This is a genomic window from Sphingomonas bacterium, assembly GCF_903644055.1.
Taxonomy (GTDB): Bacteria; Pseudomonadota; Alphaproteobacteria; order Sphingomonadales; family Sphingomonadaceae; genus Sphingomonas_I.
In genome coordinates, this window is sequence record NZ_CAHJXD010000125.1 from 1 (window position 1) to 23,504 (window position 23,504).

At 67.0% G+C, this 23,504-nt stretch carries 23 protein-coding genes; 11 read left to right on the forward strand and 12 right to left on the reverse strand.

What is annotated here, in order from left to right:
- Positions 1 to 66: 66 nt before the first annotated feature.
- From HUU94_RS05290 to HUU94_RS05300, 3 genes are all read right to left on the reverse strand, one after another.
- Positions 67 to 1,083 carry a helix-turn-helix transcriptional regulator gene (locus HUU94_RS05290; protein ID WP_174274057.1) on the reverse strand — a complete coding sequence of 339 codons (1,017 nt, stop codon included), beginning with the start codon at positions 1,081 to 1,083 and terminating at the stop codon, positions 67 to 69.
- Between the two features lie 75 nt (positions 1,084 to 1,158).
- Positions 1,159 to 1,599, reverse strand: a complete 441-nt coding sequence (locus HUU94_RS05295) for a hypothetical protein (protein WP_174274058.1) — start codon at positions 1,597 to 1,599, stop codon at positions 1,159 to 1,161.
- A 91-nt stretch (positions 1,600 to 1,690) separates the two neighbouring features.
- Positions 1,691 to 3,508 (reverse strand): ABCB family ABC transporter ATP-binding protein/permease, encoded by a 1,818-nt coding sequence (locus HUU94_RS05300; protein WP_174274059.1) that lies wholly within the window; start codon positions 3,506 to 3,508, stop codon positions 1,691 to 1,693.
- A gap of 97 nt (positions 3,509 to 3,605) precedes the next feature.
- On the opposite strand from HUU94_RS05300, the gene HUU94_RS05305 reads away from it, so the two are divergent.
- Together HUU94_RS05305 and HUU94_RS05310 are read left to right on the forward strand one after the other, a co-directional pair.
- Complete coding sequence (locus tag HUU94_RS05305) at positions 3,606 to 3,818, forward strand: DUF3072 domain-containing protein (protein WP_174274060.1); 213 nt, start codon at positions 3,606 to 3,608, stop codon at positions 3,816 to 3,818.
- A gap of 19 nt (positions 3,819 to 3,837) precedes the next feature.
- Positions 3,838 to 4,368, forward strand: coding sequence for a biliverdin-producing heme oxygenase (locus HUU94_RS05310; RefSeq protein WP_174274061.1), 531 nt, complete (start codon positions 3,838 to 3,840; stop codon positions 4,366 to 4,368).
- A 47-nt stretch (positions 4,369 to 4,415) separates the two neighbouring features.
- Here the strand turns inward: HUU94_RS05310 and HUU94_RS05315 are convergent, their stop codons facing one another.
- The 6 genes from HUU94_RS05315 to HUU94_RS05340 all read right to left on the reverse strand — a co-directional run bounded on the left by HUU94_RS05315 (position 4,416) and on the right by HUU94_RS05340 (position 12,288).
- Positions 4,416 to 6,584 (reverse strand): histidine kinase dimerization/phosphoacceptor domain -containing protein, encoded by a 2,169-nt coding sequence (locus HUU94_RS05315; RefSeq protein ID WP_368039844.1) that lies wholly within the window; start codon positions 6,582 to 6,584, stop codon positions 4,416 to 4,418.
- 62 nt (positions 6,585 to 6,646) lie between these two features.
- A complete protein-coding gene (locus HUU94_RS05320) occupies positions 6,647 to 7,537 on the reverse strand; it encodes an ROK family protein (protein WP_174274062.1) in 891 nt (296 codons plus the stop codon).
- Between the two features lie 71 nt (positions 7,538 to 7,608).
- Positions 7,609 to 9,090 carry a DHA2 family efflux MFS transporter permease subunit gene (locus tag HUU94_RS05325; protein ID WP_174274084.1) on the reverse strand — a complete coding sequence of 494 codons (1,482 nt, stop codon included), beginning with the start codon at positions 9,088 to 9,090 and terminating at the stop codon, positions 7,609 to 7,611.
- Positions 9,091 to 9,155: 65 nt separating this feature from the next.
- Positions 9,156 to 10,394 carry an efflux RND transporter periplasmic adaptor subunit gene (locus tag HUU94_RS05330; RefSeq protein WP_438827107.1) on the reverse strand — a complete coding sequence of 413 codons (1,239 nt, stop codon included), beginning with the start codon at positions 10,392 to 10,394 and terminating at the stop codon, positions 9,156 to 9,158.
- On the reverse strand, positions 10,391 to 11,815 hold the full coding sequence (locus HUU94_RS05335) for an efflux transporter outer membrane subunit (protein WP_174274063.1): 1,425 nt from the start codon (positions 11,813 to 11,815) through the stop codon (positions 10,391 to 10,393). The genes HUU94_RS05330 and HUU94_RS05335 overlap by 4 nt, the downstream gene beginning before the upstream one ends.
- Positions 11,812 to 12,288 carry a MarR family winged helix-turn-helix transcriptional regulator gene (locus tag HUU94_RS05340; RefSeq protein ID WP_174274064.1) on the reverse strand — a complete coding sequence of 159 codons (477 nt, stop codon included), beginning with the start codon at positions 12,286 to 12,288 and terminating at the stop codon, positions 11,812 to 11,814. Before HUU94_RS05340 ends, HUU94_RS05335 begins: the two co-directional genes overlap by 4 nt.
- A gap of 179 nt (positions 12,289 to 12,467) precedes the next feature.
- Between HUU94_RS05340 and cyoA the strand changes: the two genes are divergently transcribed.
- The 6 genes from cyoA (at position 12,468) to HUU94_RS05370 (ending at position 19,353) form a co-directional block, all read left to right on the forward strand.
- Positions 12,468 to 13,376, forward strand: a complete 909-nt coding sequence (gene cyoA / locus HUU94_RS05345; RefSeq protein WP_174274065.1) for a ubiquinol oxidase subunit II — start codon at positions 12,468 to 12,470, stop codon at positions 13,374 to 13,376.
- On the forward strand, positions 13,376 to 15,379 hold the full coding sequence (gene cyoB / locus HUU94_RS05350; protein WP_174274066.1) for a cytochrome o ubiquinol oxidase subunit I: 2,004 nt from the start codon (positions 13,376 to 13,378) through the stop codon (positions 15,377 to 15,379). Before cyoA ends, cyoB begins: the two co-directional genes overlap by 1 nt.
- A complete protein-coding gene (cyoC, locus tag HUU94_RS05355) occupies positions 15,376 to 16,035 on the forward strand; it encodes a cytochrome o ubiquinol oxidase subunit III (RefSeq protein WP_174274067.1) in 660 nt (219 codons plus the stop codon). Before cyoB ends, cyoC begins: the two co-directional genes overlap by 4 nt.
- Positions 16,032 to 16,409 carry a cytochrome o ubiquinol oxidase subunit IV gene (gene cyoD / locus HUU94_RS05360; RefSeq protein ID WP_174274068.1) on the forward strand — a complete coding sequence of 126 codons (378 nt, stop codon included), beginning with the start codon at positions 16,032 to 16,034 and terminating at the stop codon, positions 16,407 to 16,409. The genes cyoC and cyoD overlap by 4 nt, the downstream gene beginning before the upstream one ends.
- Before the next feature lie 84 nt (positions 16,410 to 16,493).
- Positions 16,494 to 16,949: a Fur family transcriptional regulator gene (locus tag HUU94_RS05365; RefSeq protein WP_174274069.1), complete on the forward strand. Its 456-nt coding sequence runs from the start codon at positions 16,494 to 16,496 to the stop codon at positions 16,947 to 16,949.
- A gap of 223 nt (positions 16,950 to 17,172) precedes the next feature.
- Positions 17,173 to 19,353: a TonB-dependent receptor gene (locus HUU94_RS05370; protein WP_174274070.1), complete on the forward strand. Its 2,181-nt coding sequence runs from the start codon at positions 17,173 to 17,175 to the stop codon at positions 19,351 to 19,353.
- 44 nt (positions 19,354 to 19,397) lie between these two features.
- On the opposite strand, the gene HUU94_RS05375 is transcribed toward HUU94_RS05370, so the two are convergent.
- The 3 genes from HUU94_RS05375 to HUU94_RS05385 form a co-directional block, all read right to left on the reverse strand.
- On the reverse strand, positions 19,398 to 19,976 hold the full coding sequence (locus HUU94_RS05375) for a Dps family protein (RefSeq protein ID WP_174274071.1): 579 nt from the start codon (positions 19,974 to 19,976) through the stop codon (positions 19,398 to 19,400).
- Positions 19,977 to 20,107: 131 nt separating this feature from the next.
- Entirely contained in the window at positions 20,108 to 20,482 is a 375-nt protein-coding gene (gspI, locus tag HUU94_RS05380; protein ID WP_254601981.1) for a type II secretion system minor pseudopilin GspI, read from the reverse strand.
- Positions 20,479 to 20,985: a prepilin-type N-terminal cleavage/methylation domain-containing protein gene (locus tag HUU94_RS05385; RefSeq protein WP_174274072.1), complete on the reverse strand. Its 507-nt coding sequence runs from the start codon at positions 20,983 to 20,985 to the stop codon at positions 20,479 to 20,481. Before HUU94_RS05385 ends, gspI begins: the two co-directional genes overlap by 4 nt.
- Before the next feature lie 103 nt (positions 20,986 to 21,088).
- Here HUU94_RS05385 and HUU94_RS12655 point away from each other — a divergent pair, with 103 nt between their 5' ends.
- The 3 genes from HUU94_RS12655 to HUU94_RS05400 all read left to right on the forward strand — a co-directional run bounded on the left by HUU94_RS12655 (position 21,089) and on the right by HUU94_RS05400 (position 23,490).
- Entirely contained in the window at positions 21,089 to 21,643 is a 555-nt protein-coding gene (locus HUU94_RS12655; RefSeq protein WP_302480183.1) for a prepilin-type N-terminal cleavage/methylation domain-containing protein, read from the forward strand.
- A complete protein-coding gene (locus tag HUU94_RS05395; protein WP_174274073.1) occupies positions 21,640 to 22,512 on the forward strand; it encodes a type II secretion system protein GspK in 873 nt (290 codons plus the stop codon). The genes HUU94_RS12655 and HUU94_RS05395 overlap by 4 nt, the downstream gene beginning before the upstream one ends.
- Before the next feature lie 234 nt (positions 22,513 to 22,746).
- A complete protein-coding gene (locus HUU94_RS05400) occupies positions 22,747 to 23,490 on the forward strand; it encodes a Crp/Fnr family transcriptional regulator (protein WP_174274074.1) in 744 nt (247 codons plus the stop codon).
- Positions 23,491 to 23,504: the final 14 nt, after the last annotated feature.

Genomic DNA, 23,504 nt, shown 5'->3' on the forward strand with positions numbered 1-23,504 from the left:
GGGGGGGGGGGGGGGGCGACGACAGGATAAGCGCCGGGGACTGGCCACCCTCGCCAGGCCAAGCTCTCACGCCAGCCAGGCGACGCTTTCGATCACGCGCCGCACCAGATCGACCTGGCCGCGCGTGTTCGTCTTGGCATAGACGCGCTTGGAATAGTTGCGCGCGGTCTCGATCGTCAGGCCGAGCCCGGCGGCCGCCTCGGCGATCGTCCGGCCGTCGGCCAGCGCGATCGCCAATTTGGCCTCGCTTTCGGTCAGGCCGAACATCTCGATCAGCAGTGCCGCCCTGCGCTGGCCGCCGCGACTATGCGTGCGCATCACGGCGAGGCGCTCCGGCGGCGTCACCAGCGCGGTCTGCCGCGGCGGCGACAGAAGCACGGCGGCGTCCGATCCGCCCGGCGATCCTGCCGCCGGCACCCCGCGGATGGCGTGAAGGACCGAATCGAGCCGCACGGAGTTCGGCGCGCCGGAGCAGGCCCGGTCCTCATCCTCCTCGCGGCCGGGCGCCGCTCGCGCGGGCGATGACATCTCGACGGCGCCCGCCGCATCGATCCCGAACCAGCGCAGCCCCGCCTGCTCCAGTATCCGCTCGCCGATCGCCGCGCGCAGACGCTCGCGGTCGAGCAGGACGAAATTGCCCAGCGCGATCATGAGATGCGGCGCGATCGCGGTCAGCACGGCGCCGTCCGCGCTCGAAAAGGCGCCGCGCCGGCGCAGAAGGAAGGTGCAGAGGAAAACCCCGCCGGGCTCGCAGACGCGGAGGAACATGCCGTCGGACGGATAGGGGTCGGGAGGATGGCGCGGGTCGCGTTCGCGCAGCTCGGCGAGCGAATAGCGGCGCCCGATCCGCAGCCCCGCGAGGATTTCGGCATCGCGCGATCCGATGGCGCCGGGCACCTCCTCCGGTCGCCCCGCCTGCCAGACGTGGACCGCCTGTCCGTTCGCGCCGGTTAGCAGGATCGCTCGATCGGCGCGAAGCCGGCGGCGCAACCGGGCAAGGAAGGTCGACCACGGCGGCGTCTCGCGATGACCTTCGTGGATTGCCGTCAGCAGTTCATCTTCATCGCTGCGGGTAAGCGCCATCCATCTCCCATATGGGAGATCAGCCGCAGTGTCAGCTTCCGGACGTTAGAAGCTGTCCTGTTCCAAGCTGAAACGTCACCCCGGCATAGAGCCGGGGTTCTTCCTCAGCGTCGGCCAAGCAGACGCGACCCCTGTGGATTCACATTCGAAGTGCAACGGATGGAATATTTCGGCTGGTGTTTGATAGCCGAGCGTCGGATTGGTGTTCGCTTGCGTCACCTGTCCGAACGCCGCCTGCGCGCGCGCCAGCAACCGCCCCTGGCGTTCCATCGCGACGATCACGTTGTCGAACGTCGACGCGGCGGGATCGTCGGCGATCGTGCGCACCGCGGCGAGGCTGTCGGCCATGCCGGCCTCGATCGCGGGCTTATAGTCCGCGTCGGTGATCCGATCGAACGGCGGCGCCTGATAGGGAAGCGTCGAGGCCCGCGCGAACGGGTTGGCGGCGGGAAGCGCCTGCGTAGAGGCAGGCGCGGCGGCGAGGATCGTGGAAGCGAGCATCAGCGTGCGGATCATGGAAGCGCCTTGCTTTATACGGGATAAGAATTTGCTGTAGCGGAGCGGGCGGCGACATCAATCTCCCTCCAGCGTACGCGCGGGCAGCACATCATTCCGCCGCGACCTGCTCCTCTTCCTCCTCGGCCTGCTGGCGCAGCCACATCTCCGCATAGGCGCCGCCCTGCGCCAGCAATTGCGCGTGCGTGCCGCGCTCGATGATGCGGCCGGCTTCCATCACCGCGATCTGGTCGGCGTGCGCGATCGTCGAGAGGCGGTGCGCGATGATGATCGTCGTGCGCGCTCTTGCGACTCCCTGGAGCGTTTCCTGGATCTCGGCCTCGGTGCGGCTGTCGAGCGCGCTCGTCGCCTCGTCGAGGATCAGGACGGTCGGGTCCTTCAGCAGGGTCCGCGCGATCGCCACGCGCTGCTTCTCTCCGCCCGAAAGCTTGAGGCCGCGCTCGCCGACGCGCGTCCTGTAGCCATCGGGCAGCGAGGCGATGAAATCGTGGATCGCGGCCCCCCGCGCCGCCGCCTCGACCTCGCCTTGCGTCGCCCCGTCGCGGCCATAGGCGATATTGTAGCCGATCGTGTCGTTGAACAGCACGGTATCCTGGGGCACGATGCCGATCGCACGGCGGAGCGAATCCTGCGTGACGCTACGAATATCCTGCCCGTCGATCGTGATCCGCCCGCCGTTGACGTCGTAGAAACGGAACAGCAGCCGCGCGAGCGTCGATTTGCCCGCCCCGGACGAGCCGACCACCGCCAGCGTCCGCCCGGCCGGCAGCGTGAAGTCGACGTCGTGGAGGATCTTGCGCTCGGGATCGTAGGCGAAATCGACATGCTCGAAACGCACCACCCCGCCCCGCGTCGCCAGCGCGGGCGCGCCGGGCACATCGGTGATCTCCTGCCGCGTATCGATCAGCGCGAACATCGCCTCCATGTCGATCAGCCCCTGGCGGATCGTGCGATAGACCATGCCGAGCAGGTCGAGCGGGCGGAACAATTGCGCGAGCAAGGTGCTCACCAGCACCACCGCGCCCGGCGTGAACCGCCCCTCGCTCCACCCCCACACCACCAGCGCCATCCCGCCGCCCAGCATCAGATTGGTGATCGCCGCCTGTCCGATGTTGAGCCATGCCAGTGAATTCTCGCTGGTCACCGCGGCATTGGCATAAGCGGTCACCGCCTTGGTGTAGCGCGTCGCTTCGCGCTCTTCGGCGTTGAAATATTTGACCGTCTCGAAATTGAGCAGCGAATCCACCGCATGCGCCACCGCGCCGGTGTCGAGATCGTTCATCCGCTCGCGCAGCGCCGCGCGCCAATCGGTCACGATCCGCGTGAAGACGATGTAGAGCGCGACCATCACCACCGTCGCCGCGACCATCGGCAGACCGAACTTCACCCAGAAGATCTGGATCACCAGCGCCAGCTCAAGCACGGTCGGCGCAATGTTGAACAGCAGGAAGTAAAGCATCGTGTCGATGCTCTTGGTGCCGCGCTCGATCACCTTGGTGACGGCGCCCGTGCGCCGCTCGAGATGGAAGCGCAGCGAGAGCCGGTGGAGATGGCGGAACACCGCGGCGGCGAGATTCTGCGTCGCCTCCTGGCCGACGCGCTCGAACACCACGTTGCGCAGATTGTCGAACATGGTCGTGCCGAAGCGCGCGGCGGCATAGCCGATCGCGAGCAGCAGGATCAGCACGGTCGCGCTGCGGTCGCCCCTTGCCATACCGTCGACCGCGCCCTGCAACGCGAACGGCGCGCCATAGACCTGGACGATCTTCGAACAGAGCACGAGCAGCAATGCGCCCGTGATCCGCGCCTTGAGCCGCGCGTTGTCCTGCGGCCAGAGATAGGGGAGGAAACGGCGGAGCGAGGAGAAGCCTGCCTGCGGCTTGGCGGTCGTGGCGGCGATCGGCGGCATGTCTTCAAGATAGAGCGCCCGCGCCGATCCGCCAGACCTTTGAGACGATCGGAACGAAAAAAGAACAACTTTGTTGGAATGGCGAAGGAGACCAGCGATGACGGACAATCCCAAGACCCATCCCGCCTCGAATGCCGAGAAGGACCCCGACGACTGGACGACCGGCGACGAGCCGATGACCGGCGCGCAGGCCTCCTACCTCAAGACGCTCAGCGACGAGGCGGGCGAGGAATATGACGAGACGCTGACCAAGGCCGAAGCCTCCAAGCGGATCGACGCGCTACAGGAGGAGCCTGGACGCGGCCGCTGAGCGCGGGCATCGCGGCGGCATGGCCGGCCCTTCCTCCGCGCATGTAGCGCTCCGCGCCGCCACCGCCCGGCGACACGAAGAGGTCGACAGCCGCTTCGGCGGCTTCGATCTTTCCGACCGCGCCGGCTACGCCGCCTTCCTCACGGCGCACGCGCGCGCGCTTCCCGCGGTCGAACGCGCGCTGGAAGGCGCCTCCGGGCTGCCGGCGCTTCGCCCCCGGACCGATTTGCTGCGGCAGGATCTCGCCGCTTTGGGCGAAGCGCTGCCGCAGCCGCTTGGCCTTCCCCTGCCGGCCGACCAGGCGGAGGCATTCGGCTATGCCTATGTGATCGAAGGCTCGCGGCTCGGCGGCGCGATGCTGGCGCGCAGCGTGCCCGAAAGCCTGCCGCGCGCCTATCTCTCCGCCGCGCATCTGGCCGGAGAATGGCGCGCGTTCAGCACCGCGCTCGATTCCGCCGCGCAGGCGGGCGGCGGGGCCTGGCTGGATCGCGCGACCGCAGCCGCCGACCGCGTCTTCGCGCTCTATGCCCACGCGGCAAACCCCACCTAAATCCGGGGTGACGGTTCGGCTTGGAACAGGATAGATTCCAGGCGCCGTCAGATTCCGTCCGCCGGCGCGCAGACGATCACCCGCAGCCCGGGCAGATTGTCCGATTGTTCGATCGTGCCGTCCAGCCGCTGGACCATCGCGTTCATCATCCGCGTGCCGAAGCCCTCGCGCGTCCGCGTCTTGCCCGTGCCCCGGTCGGCGACGATCAGGCGGAACTGGTTCCGATAGGGCTCCAGCGTGATCGAAATCGGCCCGCCGCCGCCGCCATAGGCATATTTGTTGGCGTTGATCACCAGCTCGGTGAGGATCAGCCCGACGTTCACCGCGCGATCGGCCGAGATCAGGATCGGCGCGAGATCGAGCGCCAGCGCGTCCTCCCATTCCGATCCCATCGAATCGCGGATCTCGCCGGCCAGATCCTCAAGATAGCGCGCGAGATCGACGGTCTCGACCTGATCGGCCTGATAGAGCCGGCGATGGACCAGCGCGACCGCCGAAATGCGGCGCTGCGCCTCGCGCAGGGTCGCGGCGGAATCGCTTTCGGTGGCCGCGCGCTCTTGCAGCGCGAGAAAGGCCTGCACCAGTTGCAGGCTGTTCTGCACGCGGTGGTTGACCTCGCGCAGCAGATGATCCTTTTGGTGGAGCAGCGCCTCCTTGTCCGAAATCGTTGCCGAAAGCTCGCGGTTGAGCTCGCGCAGCCGGCGGCTCTGGCGCGCCTCGAACAGATGCCGCCGCAGCCGCCCCGCCGCCTCGACTTCCGAAAGCGTCCACGCGCGCGATCGCCCGCCTACCTCCTCGCACCACGCCGCGAAGGATTTGCGCGGGGTGAGGATCGCGTCGGGATCGGCGCTGGCGCCCTTGTGCGGATTGCCCGCCCATTCGACGATCTCGCGCTCTTCGGCGCGCAGCCAGATCATCGTCATCGGCGCCTCCCTGGCGATCGCGATCGCCAGCACGCCGCTCGCCAGATCGGCATAAGCGGCGGCGGGTGGATGTTGCGCGGAAAGATCGCGCGTCGCGAAGGTCTCGGCCTGCAACCGGGGCTGGACCCACCGCGCGAGGTCCAGCAGATCGGCGCCTGCCGGACAGCGCCCCGCGGTGATGATCCGCGACCCCTGGATCGCCGCGAAACCGTCGCTTCCGAGCATCCGGCAAAGATCCTCGCCCATCGCCTCGATGAAATGCTCGAAATCCTCCTCCGGGCTGACGCGCGAAAGGATCGCGTCTTCCGCCGATCGCAGGCGGATGCGTTCGCGATAGGTTTCGGCCTCCTCCTTCGCGCGGATCTGGCGCGCGAGCCCGCCCGCCAGCGCCGTACAGGCGGCGCGTACTTCGTAGGGCAATTCCCTCGGGCGCATATGATGGCAGGCGATCAGGCCCCAGAGCAGCCCGTCCCGGACGATCGAGATCGAGGCGGAGGCGCGCACGCCCATGTTCCTGAGATATTGGATGTGGATCGGCGATACGCTGCGGATGCCGACGTCGCCGAGATTGATCTGCGCGACTTCGGTGGGGAGGATCGGCACGGGCGCATAATCGACGTCGGGGATCACGCGGATGCGATTGCGTACATAGAGCGCGCGTGCCTGGCGTGGAATGTCGGTCGCCGGAAAATGGTGGTTCAGGAAAGCGTGGAGCCCTTCCGCTTTGTCCTCCGCGATCACCAGCCCCGCGCCGTCGTCCAGGAAGCGGTAGATCATCACCCGATCGAAGCCGGTCAGCTCGCGAAAGATCGGCGCCGCGCGTTCGCACAGGGATTTGAGGTCGCTGCTACGTTCGAAGGCCGCCGCCGCGCGATCGAGCTTGGCGAGGACCTGCGCGGCGGAAGGCGGCGCTTCGCGCACAGGCTCCAGTTCCACGACGATGCAGCCATCGGCGATGTGCAGAAAGCCGCCCAGATTCTCGGAGCGCCCCGGCACGGTGGCGAGCGGAACGACCACGCCGGGCTCGGCCAGCGGCAGCAGGGGTGTGATGTCCTGCGCCAGCAGCTCGTCCAGCCGCCGCCCGACCCATACCGGCGTCAGTCGCTCATCCACATCGCCCGCCGCGCCGGTCACGGTCCTCGTCCTGGCGTCGGCGATCAGCAGCAATCCGTGCGGCTGGATCGCGCCCGGGATATGGATCGGCTCGCGATCGCAGGCGGTGATATCGACGGGCCCCCCCTCTACCGAAGAAGGCGCGCTATCGTGATTATCGGTCTGCGTCTGCGACAGGATGCGTCTCCGTTCCGCGCGCCCGGACGCACCAGGCTATCCGTAAACGGAACGAAAGCAACGCGCTAGCCAGCGCGCTCGGCGAGAAGATAGGCGCCGATCAGCCCCGGCGCTTCGCGGCAGGCAGGCGCGGCGATCCGCTGCTGGAGCGCGGCCTCGTGGGCATCGCGGACATAGCCGCCGATCAAAGCCGCGGTCCGCGCGCGTATCGGCGCGAACAGGGCCTGCTGGGTCATAACGCCGCCGCCGAGCACGATCGTTCCCGGCGAAAGCGTCAGCAGCAGATTGGCGCACAATTGCGCGATATGCTCGGCCTCCACGGCCCATGCGGGATGATCGGCGGGCAAGGCATCGAGCCCGGCGCCCCAGCGCGCCGCGATCGCGCCGCCCGAGGCGATCCCCTCGAGGCAGTCGCCGTGCGTGGGGCAGACGCCCGCGAAATCGCCCAGCGCCGCGTGACGGCGGACGAAGATATGGCCCGCCTCGGGATGCAGCGTCCCGTGCAGCGGCGCGCCCGCGATCACGATGCCGACCCCGATGCCCGTGCCGACCGTCACATAGGCAAGGTCGCTCCCCCGACCGTGCCCCGCGCCCAGCGTCGCCTCGGCGAGCGCCGCGGCGTTGACATCGGTATCCAGCCCGATCGCGCCCGGGAAGATCGCGCGCATCGGCGCGAGCAGATCGGCGTCACGCCAGGCGATCTTGGGCGTCTTGAGGACGCGCCCGTAGCTCGGCGATCCCCGATCGAGATCGACGGGGCCGAAGCTGGCGATGCCCGCGCCGGCATATCCACCGGGCGGGGCATGTTCGGCGAAGAAGGCGCGGGCCTCCGCGAAGGTCGCGTCGGGATCGCGCGTCGGAATGCGCCGGGTGACGCGCGATCCCTCGCGCGCCGATCCCACGCCGAGCAGGAATTTCGTGCCGCCCGCCTCGATCCCGGCATAGAGCGCGGTCATGGGCGGCTGGTCCGAATGCGTCTCATCGCTTCAACCTACAATAGCGATGCGGCGCGGCGAAGGGGCACCGCTCAGTCCGCCGCCACCACATGCGTCGTCGGCGCCGCGCGCCGCGTGAGCCACACCACCCCGATCATCGCCAACACCAGCCATGCGCTGATCCAGAACAGCTCGGTCGAGGCGAGCAGATAGGATTGGTTGATGATCGTGCGCATGATCGATCCGTTGGCCTGCTCGGCGGTCATCCCGTGCGCCTGCATCTGGCTCATCGCCTGCTGATAGACCGGCGAATAGGGATTGGTCGCTTCCACCAGCCGTGTCTGATGGAGCGTTTCCCGCTGCGTCCAGAAAGTCGTGATGAGCGAGGCGGAGAAGCTGCCCGTCGTGATCCGCGCGAAGTTCGATATGCCGCTCGCCGCAGGCACCTGCTGCGCCGGAATCCCGTCCAGCATGATCGTCAGCAGCGGCACGAAGAAGATCGCCATTCCGACGCCCTGCAAAAGTTGCGGCATCATCAGCACCCAGAAGCTGGCGTCGGCGGTGAAATGCGATCGCATGAAATAGGAGCCCGCGAACGACATGAACGCGATCGAGGCGAGGATCCGCGGATCGAGGTTGCGCATCCGTCCGAAGATCGGCGTCGCGATGATCGCGATGAAGCCCGAGGGCGCCGCGATTAGCCCCGCCCAGCTCGCCGTGTAGCCGACCTCCTGTTGCAGCCACAGCGGAAACAGCAGATTGTTGCCGAACATCACCGCATAGCCGAGGCACAGCGCCAGCGTCGCGATCGCGAAATTGCGCCTGCGGAACAGCGACAGGTCCACGGCGGGATGCTCTTCGGTCAGCTCCCAGATCAGCCATGCGACGAAGCCGATTGCCGCGCAGATCGAGAGGATGACGATCATCGTGCTGTTGAACCAATCGTAATTCTTGCCGAGATCGAGCACCACCTGAAGGCTGAAGACCCAGAAGGCGAGCAGCAGCAGGCCGACCGTATCGATCGGCAGCTTCCGCGTCGGCGTATCGCGCGTCTTGAGCGCACGCCAGGTGAGCCAGCCGGTCGTCAGCCCAACCGGCACGTTGATCAGGAAAATCCAGCCCCAATGGTAATTGTCCGAGATGAAGCCCCCGAGCAGGGGGCCGAGGACCGGCGCCGCGAGCGTCGTCATCGACCAGATCGCGAGCGCCAACCCGCGCTTGGCGGGCGGGAAGATCATCAGCAGCAGCGCCTGGCTGCCGGGGATCATCGGCCCCGAACAGCCGCCTTGGAGGATCCGGAAGACGATCAGCGAGGGCAGATCCCACGCTATCCCGCACAGCAGCGATGCGAAGGTGAAGGCCAAGACCGATACGGTGAACGTCCGCACCACGCCGAAGCGCGCCATCAGCCAGCCGGTCAGCGGCACCGTCACGCCGTTGGCCACGGCGAACGAGGTGATCACCCAGGTGCCGCTATCGGTCGAAACGCCGAGGTTGCCCGCGATCGTCGGCAGAGAGACGTTGGCGATCGTGCCGTCCAGCACCTGCATGAAGGTGCCGAACGCCAGCGCCATCGCGGTGATCGCCAGCGGCAGGCCGGCGAGCGGGGGCGGTTCGGCCCCCGGCGCGCCGGGCCCGCTCACGCGCCGTGCCCGAGATTCTCCGCGATGATCCGGCGGATGCGTGCGTCGACCTGCGCATTGCCTTCGAAGCTCGCCTGCCGCCCGCCGGCGGGCGGCGCGCTCGCCGCGACCATCGATCCGGATTCATCGGAGGTATCGACCCTGGCGCTGACCGAAAGCCCGATGCGCAGCGGATGCTCGCGCAGCTCGCGCGGATCGAGCGCGATGCGCACGGGGACGCGCTGGACGATCTTGATCCAATTGCCCGTCGCGTTCTGCGGCGGCAACAGCGAGAAAGCCGAGCCGCTGCCCGCGCCGAGCCCCAGCAGGCGGCCATGGAAGATGATCTTGCCGCCGTAGACGTCCGCCTTGATCTCGACCGGCTGGCCGACGCGAAGATCCCGGAGCTGCGTCTCGCGGAAATTGGCGTCCACCCAGAGCGTGTCGAGCGGCACCACCGCCATCAGCGGCGTGCCCGCCGCCACGCGCTGGCCGATCTGCACGGTGCGTTGCGCGACGACGCCGGTCACCGGCGCGAAGATTTTCATATAGCTGCGGCCGATCGCGGCGCGGCGGACGTTGGCGATCGCCGCCAGCACCGCGGGATTGTCGGAAATCGTCGTCCCCGAAACGCTGCTCGCGGCCTGCGCGCGGCGCGCCTGGGCGAGCCTCAGCGCGGCATCGGCGGTGGTCACGGCATCGCCGGCGTGCGCCAGCTCCTCGCCGGAGACCGCTCCCTCGCGCGCGGCGTCCTTGCGGCGCGTATAATCGTTGCGCGCGCGATCGAGCGAGGCCCGCGCCTGCGCGATCTCGGCCCCGGCTTCGTCCACCGCCGAATTCTCCGATCGCACCGCCCGCACCGCGCGCCCGAGATCGGCTTCGGCCGAGGCCAGCGCGATATCCTGCGTCGCCGGGTCCAGCTCGATCAGCGGCTGGCCGCGCGTCACCTGCTGCGTATTGTCGGCGTTGAGCGCGAGCACGGTGCCGCTTTCGCGCGCGGTGATCGCCACGACATCACCGCCGACATAAGCGTCGTCGGTCGATTGCACCGATGCCGCGAACAGCCGCGACACCAGATAGGCGATCACCCCCAACACCACCACCACGCCGAGGATCATGAAGGCGCGGCGGCGCGTGCGCGGACGAGCGCGCGCTGGTGGCGGCGCGGTATCGGGGCGGGTCATCGTCTCGGCGGGAGAGAGATCCTCGATCACCACCGGCGCGTTGCCTTCGAATTTGTGCGTGCTGTCGTTCATGATCTGGGGTCCGGAGTCCTGGTGGCGGCGATCGCGGGGGGATCGGGGACGAAGCCCCCGCCAAGCGCGGCGATGAGCTGGATGCGGCGGCTCAGCGCGTCAGCCTGGAGCCCGACGAGCTGTTGTTCGGCCTCGAGCAGGCGGAACCCCGATTCGATCGCGTCGAGCTGCGTGCCGAGCCCGGTACGCGTGCGGACCCCGTTGAGCCGCACGGTATCGCGCAGCCCCGAGACCACCTCCCCCTGCCGCGCCAGATCGTCGTCGGCCGAGCGCACGTTGGTGATCGCGTCGGCGGATTCGCGCACGGCGGTCAGCACCGAATCATTGTAGGAGGAGACCGCGCGATCGAGATCGGCGGTGGCGCCGCGATATTGCGCGCGCAGCTTGCCGCCGTCGAAGATCGGCAACGTCACCACCGGGCCGCCGCCGAGTTGCGCCGAGCTCGCCGTGAAGAGGTTGGAAAGCCCGCTGGAAAGCAGGCCCGCGAGCGCGCTGATACTGACGTTGGGCAGAAAGGCGGTGCGCGCGATCCGCCGATTGGCGACGCTCGCATCGATCCGCGCCTGGCCCGCGAGAAGATCGGGGCGGCGGCCGAGCAGATCGGCGGGAAGCAGTTGCGGCACGCTCGGCGGCCGATCCAGCGCCAGCACGGGGGCGGCGATCTCCGGATAGAAATCGGCGCCACGCCCCACGAGCGCCGCCAGCATGTGCACCAGCAGCGCGCGCTGGCGCAGCGCCCGCACCCGCGATTGCTGCGCCTCGGCGAGCAGGGTCTGCGCGGTGCGTAGATCGAACTGGCTGGAAAGCTGGTTGCGAATGCGCGTCTGAACGAAGCCGAGCGCTTCTTGCCGGGTCTTCACGAAGCGCGCCCCCACCCGGATCTGCTGCTCCGCCTGCGCGAGCCCGACATAGGTCTGGGCGATCGAGGAGGCGATCATCAGCCTGGCGGCGGCGGCATCCAGCCCGGCCGCGACGGCATCGCTGCGCGCCCGTTCGACCGTGGCGCGCTGGCGCCCGAACAGATCGAGGTTCCAGTTCAGCGTCGCGCCGACGACGCCCAGGGTCGACCAGCCGCCCCCGCCGATGAAATTGTCGCTCCCCCGCAATTCCTGCACCGTCGCCAGCCCGCTGATCTGCGGCTGCTGCTGGGCGCGCACGGCCTCCAGCGTCGCGGTCGCGATCCGTACGCGGGCGAGGCCCGTTTCGAGCGACGGGTTGTTCGCCAGCCCGGCCTCGATCAGCCGATCGAGCTGCGGATCGCCGAACGCGCTCCACCAATCGGCGCCGATTGCCGGGGATTGCGCGGCAAGACCGAGCGAGCCCGGCGCCAGTACCGCGACCTGCGGATCGCCGCGCGGCACGCTGGCGCAGCCCGCCAGCAAGGAGGCCGCGGCGCAGGCGAGGATCGATCCTCTGATCATGCCGCCAGCTCCTCGACGTCGCCGGCCTTGCGTTCGACGGCGGCGAGCAGCCGGCTGAGCCCGGCGACCAGTGCCTCGAACTCGGCGCGATCGAATTCGGCGAACACCTCGTTCCATGGGCCGACGACCGCCGGGGCGAGCAGATTGACCTTGTCGATCCCCTCCGCGGTGATGACCAGCGAAACCACCCGCCGATCACCGCCCGCCCGATTGCGCGCCAGCAGCCCGCGCTGCTCCAGCCCGTCGATCAGCCGCGTCACCGCGCCGGTCGTATGCCCGAGTTCGCGCGCAAGCTCGCCGGGGTTGCGCGTGCGCCCGTCGCGCACCAGCTTCAGCGCGACCCATTGCGAAAAATTGATGTCGCCCGCCGGAAAGTCGGCCTCGATCCAGCTTGCCATCAACTTATCGATCCGCCGGATCAGCCGGCCCGGCGCACAGCGCGCGGCACAATCGTCTATCGTGAAGTAAGCCATCTTCGACTCGCTTTTTACCTGCACAGGCAGATACATACCCCGCAGATGCTGTCAAGGCTGTTCAGCAGCTATTCTGTCGTTATTTTGGGGCTTTGACGTGGATCGCCCGCATTGGCGTTGGCCCCGGCACGCAGGGCGGCTATTTACCTGAAATGGCGCGACGTGCATGGGCGGCCGCGATGAACGCGCATCGGCAGGGCCGGGGTCGGACCGGACCTAATCTGGTCGGCATTGCCGCGCGCCTCCTCCTGCCCGGCGTCGCGCTCGCCCTGAGCGGCTGCGGCATCGGCGTTCTCGATCCGGTGGGGCCGGTCGGCGGCGCGCAGCGGACGATCCTGTTCGATTCGGTCGGCATCATGCTGTGCGTCGTCGTGCCGGTGATCCTGGGCACGGCGGGGATCGCCTGGTGGTTTCGCGCATCGAACCGCCGCGCGACCTACCGGCCCGATTTCGTCTATTCGGGCCGCATCGAAACGATGATCTGGGGGATCCCCTTTCTGGTGGTGCTGTTCCTCGGCGGCATCGCCTGGATCGGCGCGCACGAGCTCGATCCCGCGAAGCCGCTGGCGTCCCCGGCCAAACCGTTGGAGGTCGAAGTCGTCTCGCTCGATTGGAAATGGCTGTTCATCTATCCCGAAGCGGGGATCGCCAGCGTCAACCGGCTGGTGCTGCCGGTGGGCAGGCCGGTGCATTTCCGCCTTACCTCGGCGAGCGTATTCAACGCTTTCTTCGTGCCGCGCCTCGGCAGCATGATCTACACGATGAACGGCATGACCACCCAGCTCAACCTCCAGGCCGATCGCGTCGGGCGCTATCCCGGCCAATCCTCCCACTTCAGCGGGGACGGCTTCGCGGGCATGCGTTTCGATGCCGATGCGGTGCCGCCCGCGGCGTTCGATGGCTGGGTGGCGCATGCCAGGAGCGCGGGCCCGCTGCTGGACCGATCCGCCTATCTGGCGCTCGCGCGGCCGAGCAGCGCGGTAGCCCCTTATGCCTATCGCGCGGTCGTGCCGAAACTGTTCGACGCCATCGTGATGCACACGATCGATGCGCCGCCGTCTCCCGCCGTCGCGACGGCGCGGCGCTGATGTTCGGCAAGCTTAGCTGGGCGGCGGTCCCGATCGATCAGCCGATCCCGCTGGCCGTGTCTGCGGTCATCGCCATCGCGATGCTGGGCGTCGCCGCTCTGGCATGGCGGAAGGGATGGGTGCCGTATCTCTGGTCCGAATGGATCACCAGCGTCGATCACAAGCGCATTGGCGTGATGTATTGCCTGCTCGCGCTGATCATGTTGCTGCGCGGCTTTTCGGACGCGGTGCTGATGCGCTCGCAACAGGCGCTGGCCTATAATTCGCCGGGTTATCTGCCGCCCGAACATTATGACCAGGTCTTTTCCGCGCACGGGACGATCATGATCTTCTTCGTGGCGATGCCCTTCGTCGTCGGGCTGATGAACTTCGCGGTGCCGCTCCAGCTCGGCGCGCGCGACGTCGCCTTTCCCACGCTCAATTCGGTGAGCTTCTGGCTGACCGCCAGCGGCGCCTTCCTGATCACTTTGTCGCTGCTCGTCGGCAATTTCGCGCGAACCGGCTGGCTGCCGTATCCGCCGCTTTCGGAGCTGGCTTACTCGCCCGACGTGGGCGTCGATTATTATCTCTGGGCGCTCCAGATATCGGGCGTCGGCACGCTGATGAGCGGGATCAACCTCGTCACCACGATCCTCAAGATCCGCGCGCCGGGGATGGGCTATCTGCGGATGCCGGTGTTCTGCTGGACGAGCCTTGCCTCCAACCTGCTGATCGTCGCCGCCTTTCCGATCCTGACCGCGACGCTGGCGATGCTGATCCTCGATCGCTACCTCGGCTTCCACTTCTTCACGAACGACGGCGGCGGCAACGCCATGATGTTCATGAACCTGATCTGGGCGTGGGGGCATCCCGAGGTCTATATCCTCATCCTGCCCGCGTTCGGCATCTTCTCGGAGGTGATCTCCACCTTTTCGGGCAAGCCGCTGTTCGGCTATCGATCGATGGTCGCGGCGACGCTGGCGATCTGCATCTTGTCCTTCATGGTCTGGCTGCACCATTTTTTCACGATGGGGGCGGGCGCCGACGTCAACGCGGTGTTCGGCGTCGCGACGATGATCATCGCGGTGCCGACGGGCGTGAAAGTCTTCAACTGGCTGTTCACCATGTACGGCGGCCGCATCCGCTTTTCGGTGCCGATGCTGTGGTCGGTCGCCTTCATGGTGACGTTCGTGATCGGCGGGATGACGGGCGTGCTGATGGCGGTGCCGCCGGTAGACTTCGTGCTGCACAACAGCCTGTTCCTCGTCGCGCATTTCCATAATGTCATCATCGGCGGCGTGCTGTTCGGGGCGTTCGCTGGCTATAATTACTGGTTTCCCAAGGCGTTCGGCTTCACGCTGGATGAGCGGCTGGGCAGATGCGCATTCTGGTGCTGGATCGTCGGCTTCTATGTCGCCTTCATGCCGCTCTATGTGCTGGGTCTGCTCGGCATGACGCGGCGGATGCAGCGTTACGACGTCGCCGCCTGGCATCCGTGGCTGATCGTCGCCGCCGTTGGCGCCGCGATCATCGGGCTGGGGATGATGTTCCAGATCGTGCAGCTCGTATATTCGATCCGCACGCGCGATCGTCGCCGGGACGAGACCGGCGATCCGTGGGACGGCCGCTCGCTGGAATGGTCGACCGCTTCGCCGCCGCCCGCGTTCAATTTCGCGCTGCTGCCCGACGTCCACGATCAGGAAGCCTATTGGCAGGCCAAGGAACAGGCGCGCGATCAGCAGGAGAGCGCCGACGAGCCCGACTATGAGGCGATCGAGATGCCGCGCAACACCGCCACCGGCGTGGTCACCGCCTTCTTCGCCACGGTGTGCGGGTTCGCGCTGATCTGGCATATCTGGTGGCTGGTCGGGGCGGCGCTGGTCGGCGCCTTCGCGACCTTCGTCGTCTTCGCATGGCGCGACGAGGGCGAGTATCGCGTCCCTGCCGAAGAGGTCGCGCGGATCGATCGGGCCACGCGTGCCGTCCGCGCCCACCAGCTTTCCGGGCGGGAGCGGATCGCATGAGCGCCGATGCCGCGCCATCGAACGGCGATCCCAACAAGATCGGCCGCGCCGGCAGTGCATCGCAGGCGCGCGGGCATGGCGAAGGCGGCCCCGCTTCGAAGCGCGTGATCGTCGGCTACGGCTTCTGGATTTTCCTGCTTTCAGACATCGTGATGTTTTCGGGTCTGTTCGCGGCCTATGCGGTGCTCGCGCCGGAGACGGCGGGCGGCCCCGGGCCGCGCCAGCTCTTCGATCTGCGCAACGTCCAGATCGAAACCGCCTGCCTGCTGCTGTCGAGCTTCGCCTGCGGGCTCGCGACGATCGCCGCCGAACGCGAGCATATGCTCCGCGCGCAGGCCTGGCTGCTGGTGACCGGCCTGCTCGGCACCGCCTTTCTCGGCCTCGAGCTCCGCGAATTCGCGACGATGGTCGGCCAGGGCGCCGGGCCGGGGCGCAGCGCCTTTCTCTCGGCCTTCTTCACGCTCGTCGGCTGCCATGGCGCGCACGTCACCGTCGGCCTGCTGTGGCTGGGCACGATGATGGCGCAGCTCTGGGCCAAGGGCTTCAAGCCGCAGATCATGCGGCGGATGCTGTGTTTCGGGCTGTTCTGGCACGCGCTCGACATCATCTGGGTCGCGCTTTTCACCGTCGTCTACATCCTGGGGATGCGCCAATGACCGCCGAAACGCCGGAGACCGAGGACGATGACGGCGCGCCCGGCGGCAAGGCCAAGCATGGCGCGATCAGCTATGTCATCGGCCTCGGCATGGCGGCGACGCTCACTTGGCTGAGCTTCGTCGTCGCCGGCGGCACCGCGGTATGGGGGCCGGGCATCCCGGCAGCACTGCTCGCGCTGGCGGTCGCGCAGATCGGCGTGCACCTCGTCTTCTTCCTGCACATCTCGACGGGCCCCGATCATACCAACAATGTGCTGGCGCTCGCGTTCGGCACGCTGATCATCGGGCTGGTGCTCGCGGGCTCCCTGTGGATCATGGCGCATCTCAACGCCTCGATGATGCCGGGCCGGATGCCGGACGGCGGCAGCTTCTGATCGGCCGGAGCCGGCGGTCCTTCTAATCCGCCGCGCGGGCTCGTCCCCCTTGAATTGCGCGGTCGCCGCGCTCTAATTGCGGCCATGGCACACCGGCATCAGCATCATGAAGGCGCATCGCTGGCCAGCGCCGCCAAGGCCGCGCTGATCAAGGCGGGCGAACAGTGGACGCCGATGCGCGAGACCGTGTTCGGGGCGCTCAGCGAACAGCAGCGCCCGGCATCGGCCTATGACATCGCCGATCTGATCTCGAAGCGCGAAGACCGCCGCGTGCCGGCGAACAGCATCTATCGGATCCTCGATCTGTTCGTCGCCACCAATCTGGCGCGGCGGGTGGAAAGCGCCAACGCCTACATCGTCAACGCGCATCCCGCCTGCCAACATGATTGCATGTTTCTGATCTGCGATGGCTGCGGCACGGTCACCCATGTCGATGACGACAAGCTCGCCGGCCTGCTTCGCGATGCCGCGGGTGCGAAGGGGTTCAAGCCCGAAAGGCCCGTGGTGGAGATGCACGGCCGCTGCGCCGATTGTGCATAGACCGCTTCGGTCGCAGCGCCGATCTGTCTTCGCGCTGATCGACTGATCTGTCCTCGATAGGATAACGGCGCCGCCGTCATAAGCCCGCGCCGGCGACCGATTTTCACATTTCAGCCGACCCAAAGGCCCGCTCGTCGCCTTGATAGTGCACGGCGGCATTTTTTGTCTGGCGTTCGGCACGCAGCTTGGACAATAGAACGATACATCATATCGGAGACGTGTCATGAAATTTTGCTGGGCGGGTGCGGCGGCTCTGTGGGTGCTGGCGGCGGCGGGTGCCGGAGCGCAGGTGATCGAGACCGCCCCGTCGCCGGTAGCACCGTCGGATCCAGCATCGCGAACCGATACCGGAGCCGCTGCTTCCGCCGACAAATCCGACATCGTGGTGACCGCGCGACGGCTCGATGCCGCCCGCGCCATGATCCAGCCGAGCCTCGGCGCCACCTCCTATACCGTCACCAACGCCACCATCCAGGCGCTGCCCGGCGGCGACAACCAGCAGTTCAACCAGATCATTCTGCAGCTTCCAGGCGTCGTGCAGGACGGCTTCGGCCAGTTCCACGTCCGCGACGATCACAACAATCTGCAATATCGCATCAACGGCACGATCCTGCCCGAGGGCATCGCCGTGTTCGGCCAGACGCTCAGCCCGCGCCTCATCGAGCAATTCTCTCTGGTGACGGGCGCGCTGCCCGCGCAATATGGCCTGCGCACCGCGGGCATCATCGACATCACCACCAAGAGCGGGCTGTTCAACGATGGCGGCTCGGTCTCGCTCTACGGCGGCAGCCGGGGCATGATCGAGCCCTCGATCGAATATGGCGGATCGTCGGGATCGACCAACTATTTCGTTTCCGGCGATTATCGCCACAGCCGCCTCGGCATCGAGAGCGTCGACGGCTCGTCGAGCCCGCTGCACGATCGCACCGATCAGGGGCAGGCCTTCGCCTATGTCGATCATATCATCGACGACAACAATCGCGTCTCGTTCGTCGGCGGCTATTCGAACCAGCATTTCGAGATCCCGAACCCGCGCGGCCTGAATGCCGCGACCGACGGCACGGGCTTCGACGTCGGCGGCGTCACCGCCTTCCCGAGCGAGGCGCTGGACGAGCGCCAGCTCGAGCAGACCGGCTTCGGACAACTGGCGCTGCTGCACACCGGCGGTGCTCTCACTCTCCAGACATCGCTGTTCGGGCGCTACTCGACGCTGAGCTACAAGCCTTCGGTGCTCGGCGAGCTACTGTTCAACGGCTTAGCGCAGCGCGCCGTGAAGCATGATTTCACGGTCGGTGGGCAGGTCGATGCCGCCTACCTGCTGAGCGACACGCATACGCTGCGGTTCGGCGGCGTGATCACGCGCGATCGCGGCACCAGCCGGACGACGACGCAGGTCTTTCCCGTCGATGCCGCCGGCAACCAGGCGGGCCAGCCGTTCAGCGTGATCGACAATGGCGGCAAGACCGAGATGAGCTACTCGGCTTATGTGCAGGACGAATGGAAGCTGCTGCCGACGGTGACGTTCAATTTCGGCGGCCGCTTCGACTATTACAAAGGCTATCGCGCCGAGCATCAGTTCAGCCCGCGCGCCAACCTCGTCTGGCAACCGACGGGCACGACGACCCTCCATGCCGGCTATGCGCGCTATTTCTCGCCGCCGCCGTTCGAGCTCGTCGCCACTACCACGATCGCCAAGTTCACGGGCACGAGCGCCGAGGCACCGGGCACGATCAACACGACGCCTTTTGCCGAACGGCAGAATTATTTCGATGTCGGCTTGCAGCAGAAGATCGGCGATACCGGCCTCACGCTGGGGGTCGACGGCTACCACCGCCGTTCGAAGAATCTGATCGACGAAGGCCAGTTCGGCGCGCCGATCGTGCTGACGCCGTTCAATTATCGGCGCGGGCGGATCGACGGGATCGAGGCCAATGCGAGCTACGCCAAGGGGCCGCTGCTCGCCTACGCCAACTTCGCTTACGCCAAGGCCAAGGGCAAGGACGTCGTCTCGAGCGAGTTCAATTTCGATCCCGACGATCTCGCTTATATCCAGAATCATTATATCTATCTGGATCACGATCAGACTTACACGGGCTCGGCTGGCATCTCCTACGCCTTCCAGCAGGGCGACCTGAAGGGCTTCAAGCTCGGCGGAGACATGATCTACGGTTCGGGTCTGCGCGCCGACGGCGATGTGCCGAACGGCCGGGGGCTCAAGGACTATGCGCAGTTCAACCTATCGGCGAGCTATCGCTTCGCGGGGCCGGGGATCACCGTCCGTCTCGACGTGATCAACGTCGGCGATCACACATATCAGATTCGGGATGGATCGGGCGTCGGTGTCGGCGCGCCGCAATTCGGGGCGCGGCGCGGCTTCTTCGGCGGCATTTCCAAGGAGTTGTAACGGATTGGAAGATCGTCACAGCGCCTGATGCGTCTACCGACGGACTATCTGTCCGCGCGCACCAGCGCCGTCTCCGCGAGATGCTCGGCGATGAACCAGACCTGCGGTTCGTTGGTGCGGATGACGTTGCTGACCAGCAGATCGTTGGTGCCGTCGTCTCCGGCTTCATCGGCGGCGTCGGCACCCTCGTGCGCCTGCCGCAGAATGATTTCATGCGCTTCCAGCAGGCGCGCGAGTTGCGAAGGAACATCCTCGCGGCCCTTCGGCGGGCGCGGGATTTTGGTCGCCTCGGCGACGTCGGGGGCCATGGCGATGCTGATCCCGCCGAGCGCCATGATCCGCTCGGCGATCATGTCGACCAGTTCCGCCTGCTCCTCATAATGCTTATCGAGCAGCAGGTGGAGCTGGTAGAAGGTGGCGCCGGACATCTGCCAATGGTGCTTCTTGTAGAGATCGCGCAGCGTCATCGTATCGGCGAGGATCTGGTTTAGCGTCGCCACGCTCTGCGTCCGGGCATTATCCTCCAGCGCCAACGGCAGCTTCTTGAGCGTGCCGAACGGCTGGATTTCGCGATAGTCGACCTGGTATTGCGGCTGGGCGGCGCGTGCCTGCTTCTTGGCCATCTCAAAGTCTCCGGAAGAACATCAGGTGAGACGATGCCACGCCCGGTTAGGGACAAGGCGTCGTGCGGTCGTTAAACCGCCGTACCGATCGGAGGTTGCATGGGCGAGGTAAGCAGGGAGCATTGGGGGCCCTATGGCGTCGTCGTCCCGGCATCGATGAAGCCGCGCAGCGTCACCAGCGGCGCGCCGCGGCTATCGGCCAACGAGACGATGATCTGCCGGATGTCGGGATCGTCGCTCGATCTTATGTCTTCGGTGACGCGCCAGTCCTGATCCAGCATGCGGACGACGGGCGGTCGATCGATCGCCTTGCCATGATCGAGGCTGAGCTCGGCAAGGCGGTTTTCCGCGACCCATTGCGCGGTAGCACGCCGTTCGAGCCCCCTTGCGGCATCCACCGATCCCTCAAGGGCCCGGATCAGCCCGGCGCTGGCGATCGCCAGGATCGCGAGCGCGACCAGCGCCTCGATCAGCGTGAAGCCGGCTTCATTATCGGGCATGGTCATGGCTTGGCATCCGGGCGGCTGGCGGTCGCGTCGAGGCCATCGAAATGGATCGTCCATCGGGCCGCTTCGGTGCCCAGCTTGAGATCGATCGGGCCGCCGGTGCCATCGGGCGCGATCGGCAGGCTGCCGGATCCGGGCCCCGCGTCCAGGCGTAACCCCCGGGGCAGATCGTGCCGGCCAAGCTCCTCGACCGGATCGGCGCGCCACGCCCCCGCCTTGGCGTCCCAATCGACGAATTTGTAGCCGTCGTGATCCCAGACGAAGGCGAGCCGCCGCTCGCTGATCCGGACATCATCGGCCGCGAGGCGCAGCCGCGCGGCGAGCCTGCGCGCTTCCTCGCCGGATGCGCGATCACGATCGCCCGTGCCGATCGCCAGCACCGTGACGCCCGCCATCACCGCGATGATCGCCAGAACGACGAGCATCTCGACGAGCGTCAGGCCCGCCTCGCCAATCCAATGCCGATCGATCGCCTTGCGCGGTCGGCGGCCGGGCTTTCGCAAGCATCGCATCCTGTTACTATAGCGTGCGCCGGCGCCAAGTCATCGCGCATGGCGGCGTCGGGAGGTCCGCCGCCTCCCAGTTCAACAGCGGGGTTAGCCGAGCTTGCTACCGACCGGGCCTCGAACAGCATCCATACCGGCGCGGGAAACGGGCTTCACCCTGATCGAGATGATGGTCGCGCTGGCGTTGTTCGCGCTGATCAGCATTGCCGGCGCAGCGCTGATCAACAGCGTGCTGGGCGCGCGCGAACGCGTGCAGCAAAGGCTGGAGCGTCTGGCCGATCTGCAACGCGCCATGTATCTGCTCGACGCCGACTTCCGACAAATCTCCCCCGCGCCGATCGCGGAGGAAGGCTCCGGCGTCAGCTTCGCGCGGCACGCCGGGGCGGCGGGCGATCAGGCGGTGAGCTACGCGCTGCAATCCGGCGTCCTCGTGCGCACGATCGGCGGGACACGGCAGCCTATCCTCGCCGACGTTCGGGCCGTCCGCTGGTCGTTTCTCGATCCGCCCGCCGGATGGAGGCCGCATTGGCCGCCCGATCCCCGCAGCGTCGATCGCTGGCCGGCGGCGATCACGATCGAACTCGATCTCGCGCCCGGCAAGCCCGGGCCGGGCGGCATGCTCCGCCGCGTCATCCCGCTGCCGGCAATGCCATGACCCTCCGGCCGTCCGCGCGCGAGGAAGGCCTGGTCCTCGTCAACGTGCTGCTGATGGTCGTGCTCGCCAGCGGGCTGGTCGCCGCGATGTTGGTCGCGCAGAACGCCAGCCTGCAACGCAGCCAGCGCCTGCGCGACGCCGCGTCCGCCGATGCGGCGCTTGCCGGGGCGGAGCTTTCCGCGATCGGCGCGCTGCGCCGCGATGCCGTGCGCCAACCCGAAAGCGACGATCTCAACCAATCCTGGGCGAGGATCGGCGATCGCGATCGGGCGATCGCCGGAGGCACATTTTCGCTGGTGGTGGCGGACGCGCAGGCCAAGTTCAACGTGAACACGCTTGCGCGGGGCGATAGCGCGTCGCGCGCCACGCTGGCTTCGATCGTCGACCTGCTCCGCCTGCCGCCCGACGTCGCGACCCGGATCGCGGCGCTGCTCAAGGCGGTCGGCCCGATTTCCAGCCTCGCGCAGCTCGGCCTCGCGGGGGTGCAACCGGCGCAGATCGCCAAGCTGGCGGCGTTCTGCACGGTCCTCCCCCCCGCAGCCGCCACGATCAACGTCAACACCGCAGACGAGCGTCTGCTCGGCGTGCTGGTCGGCGATCAGGTCGCCGGGCGGCTGCTCGCCAACCGCCGGGCGCGACAGGGCTTTCTGGCGCGACCGGATTTCATCTTCGCGCGGACGCTCGTTCCCAGCAGCGCGGGCTTCGCGTCGGACTTTTATTGGGTGCGCGGCAGCGTTTCGATCGGCGGCACGCGCCGGGGCCAGACCACGCTGCTCAGGCGCGATGTGCGGGCGAAGCGGCCGGAAGTCGTGCCGATCAGCCGCTGGATCGGGGGGGGGGCGCCGTTGGAGGCACCGCCGTCGCCGTGATCCTCATACTGTCTTAGTCGGATGCTTGCCCGCGAGAATCAATTCTTTGTGAAATCTAATGATAAACTCAAGGCTCTGGTTCGTTTTCTATCCGTCAGCGGCCATATTCTCGCACATTTCTCAGATATGTCTTAGCTTTTAATACAATCCATGTTAGGGCGCTACATCGCTGCTCGTGTAACTGGGTGCTGGCGACTGAGAGATGCGTGTGCTCCCGCCCGATCGGGAGGCCGTATGTCCGACGCGTCCGCGCTTATCAAACTCGCCGGAAAGCTGGGTTCGCTCAACCGGCTCGATGCGGAAGACAGAGCTGCGATCCTGGCGCTGCCGCATCGGATGCGAACCTATGATCCGGCCGCTTATCTGGTGCGCGAAGGGCAGCCTCCCGGAAAACATTGCAGCTTCATCATCGCCGGTTTCGCTTTTCGGCAGAAGCAGACGGCGCAGGGCACGCGCCAGATCGTATCGATCAACATGGCCGGCGATCTTCTGGATCTTCAGCAGCTCTTCCTGAAGATCAGCGATCACAATATTCAGGCGCTGACGCGGCTCGAAACCGCCGAACTGGATCGCGCGGCACTCCGCGCCCTCGCGCGGGAGCGGCCCGCCGTCGGCGAAGCGATGTGGATCGATGCAATGATCGAAGCCTCGATCTTCCGCGAATGGGCGCTGAACGTCGGCCGCCGCGATGCCCGCGCGCGCATCGCCCACCTGCTCTGCGAATTCGCTACGCGGATGAAGGCTGCCGGCATCGCGACCGACGGCCGATACGAATTGCCGATGACGCAGGAGCAGATCGGCGATGCGACCGGGCTCACCGGCGTTCACGTCAACCGCACGCTGCGATCGCTGGCCGCCGATGGGCTCATCCATCGCGACAGGCGCTTCCTCGGCTTCGCCGATTGGGATCGCGTGCGCGCCGCCGCGGATTTCAGCGCGCTTTATCTGCATCTCGATCAGTCCGCACCGGAAGGGTAAAAGCCGTTGGGCGG

What these genes read in the sequence shown, in the direction of transcription:
- HUU94_RS05325 (WP_174274084.1), bottom strand. Translation starts at nt 9,090, where the DNA reads ATGGCGCTGGCGTTCGGCACCTTCATGCAGGTGCTGGACGGCACGATC.
- HUU94_RS05370 (WP_174274070.1), top strand. Translation starts at nt 17,173, where the DNA reads ATGAAATTTTGCTGGGCGGGTGCGGCGGCTCTGTGGGTGCTGGCGGCG.
- HUU94_RS05295 (WP_174274058.1), bottom strand. Translation starts at nt 1,599, where the DNA reads ATGATCCGCACGCTGATGCTCGCTTCCACGATCCTCGCCGCCGCGCCT.
- gspI (WP_254601981.1), bottom strand. Translation starts at nt 20,482, where the DNA reads ATGACCATGCCCGATAATGAAGCCGGCTTCACGCTGATCGAGGCGCTG.
- HUU94_RS05395 (WP_174274073.1), top strand. Translation starts at nt 21,640, where the DNA reads ATGACCCTCCGGCCGTCCGCGCGCGAGGAAGGCCTGGTCCTCGTCAAC.
- HUU94_RS05300 (WP_174274059.1), bottom strand. Translation starts at nt 3,508, where the DNA reads ATGCCGCCGATCGCCGCCACGACCGCCAAGCCGCAGGCAGGCTTCTCC.
- HUU94_RS05320 (WP_174274062.1), bottom strand. Translation starts at nt 7,537, where the DNA reads ATGACCGCGCTCTATGCCGGGATCGAGGCGGGCGGCACGAAATTCCTG.
- cyoC (WP_174274067.1), top strand. Translation starts at nt 15,376, where the DNA reads ATGAGCGCCGATGCCGCGCCATCGAACGGCGATCCCAACAAGATCGGC.
- HUU94_RS05375 (WP_174274071.1), bottom strand. Translation starts at nt 19,976, where the DNA reads ATGGCCAAGAAGCAGGCACGCGCCGCCCAGCCGCAATACCAGGTCGAC.
- HUU94_RS05310 (WP_174274061.1), top strand. Translation starts at nt 3,838, where the DNA reads ATGGCCGGCCCTTCCTCCGCGCATGTAGCGCTCCGCGCCGCCACCGCC.
- HUU94_RS05365 (WP_174274069.1), top strand. Translation starts at nt 16,494, where the DNA reads ATGGCACACCGGCATCAGCATCATGAAGGCGCATCGCTGGCCAGCGCC.
- cyoA (WP_174274065.1), top strand. Translation starts at nt 12,468, where the DNA reads ATGAACGCGCATCGGCAGGGCCGGGGTCGGACCGGACCTAATCTGGTC.
- HUU94_RS05290 (WP_174274057.1), bottom strand. Translation starts at nt 1,083, where the DNA reads ATGGCGCTTACCCGCAGCGATGAAGATGAACTGCTGACGGCAATCCAC.
- HUU94_RS05400 (WP_174274074.1), top strand. Translation starts at nt 22,747, where the DNA reads ATGTCCGACGCGTCCGCGCTTATCAAACTCGCCGGAAAGCTGGGTTCG.
- HUU94_RS05305 (WP_174274060.1), top strand. Translation starts at nt 3,606, where the DNA reads ATGACGGACAATCCCAAGACCCATCCCGCCTCGAATGCCGAGAAGGAC.
- HUU94_RS05330 (WP_438827107.1), bottom strand. Translation starts at nt 10,394, where the DNA reads ATGAACGACAGCACGCACAAATTCGAAGGCAACGCGCCGGTGGTGATC.
- cyoD (WP_174274068.1), top strand. Translation starts at nt 16,032, where the DNA reads ATGACCGCCGAAACGCCGGAGACCGAGGACGATGACGGCGCGCCCGGC.
- cyoB (WP_174274066.1), top strand. Translation starts at nt 13,376, where the DNA reads ATGTTCGGCAAGCTTAGCTGGGCGGCGGTCCCGATCGATCAGCCGATC.
- HUU94_RS05335 (WP_174274063.1), bottom strand. Translation starts at nt 11,815, where the DNA reads ATGATCAGAGGATCGATCCTCGCCTGCGCCGCGGCCTCCTTGCTGGCG.
- HUU94_RS05340 (WP_174274064.1), bottom strand. Translation starts at nt 12,288, where the DNA reads ATGGCTTACTTCACGATAGACGATTGTGCCGCGCGCTGTGCGCCGGGC.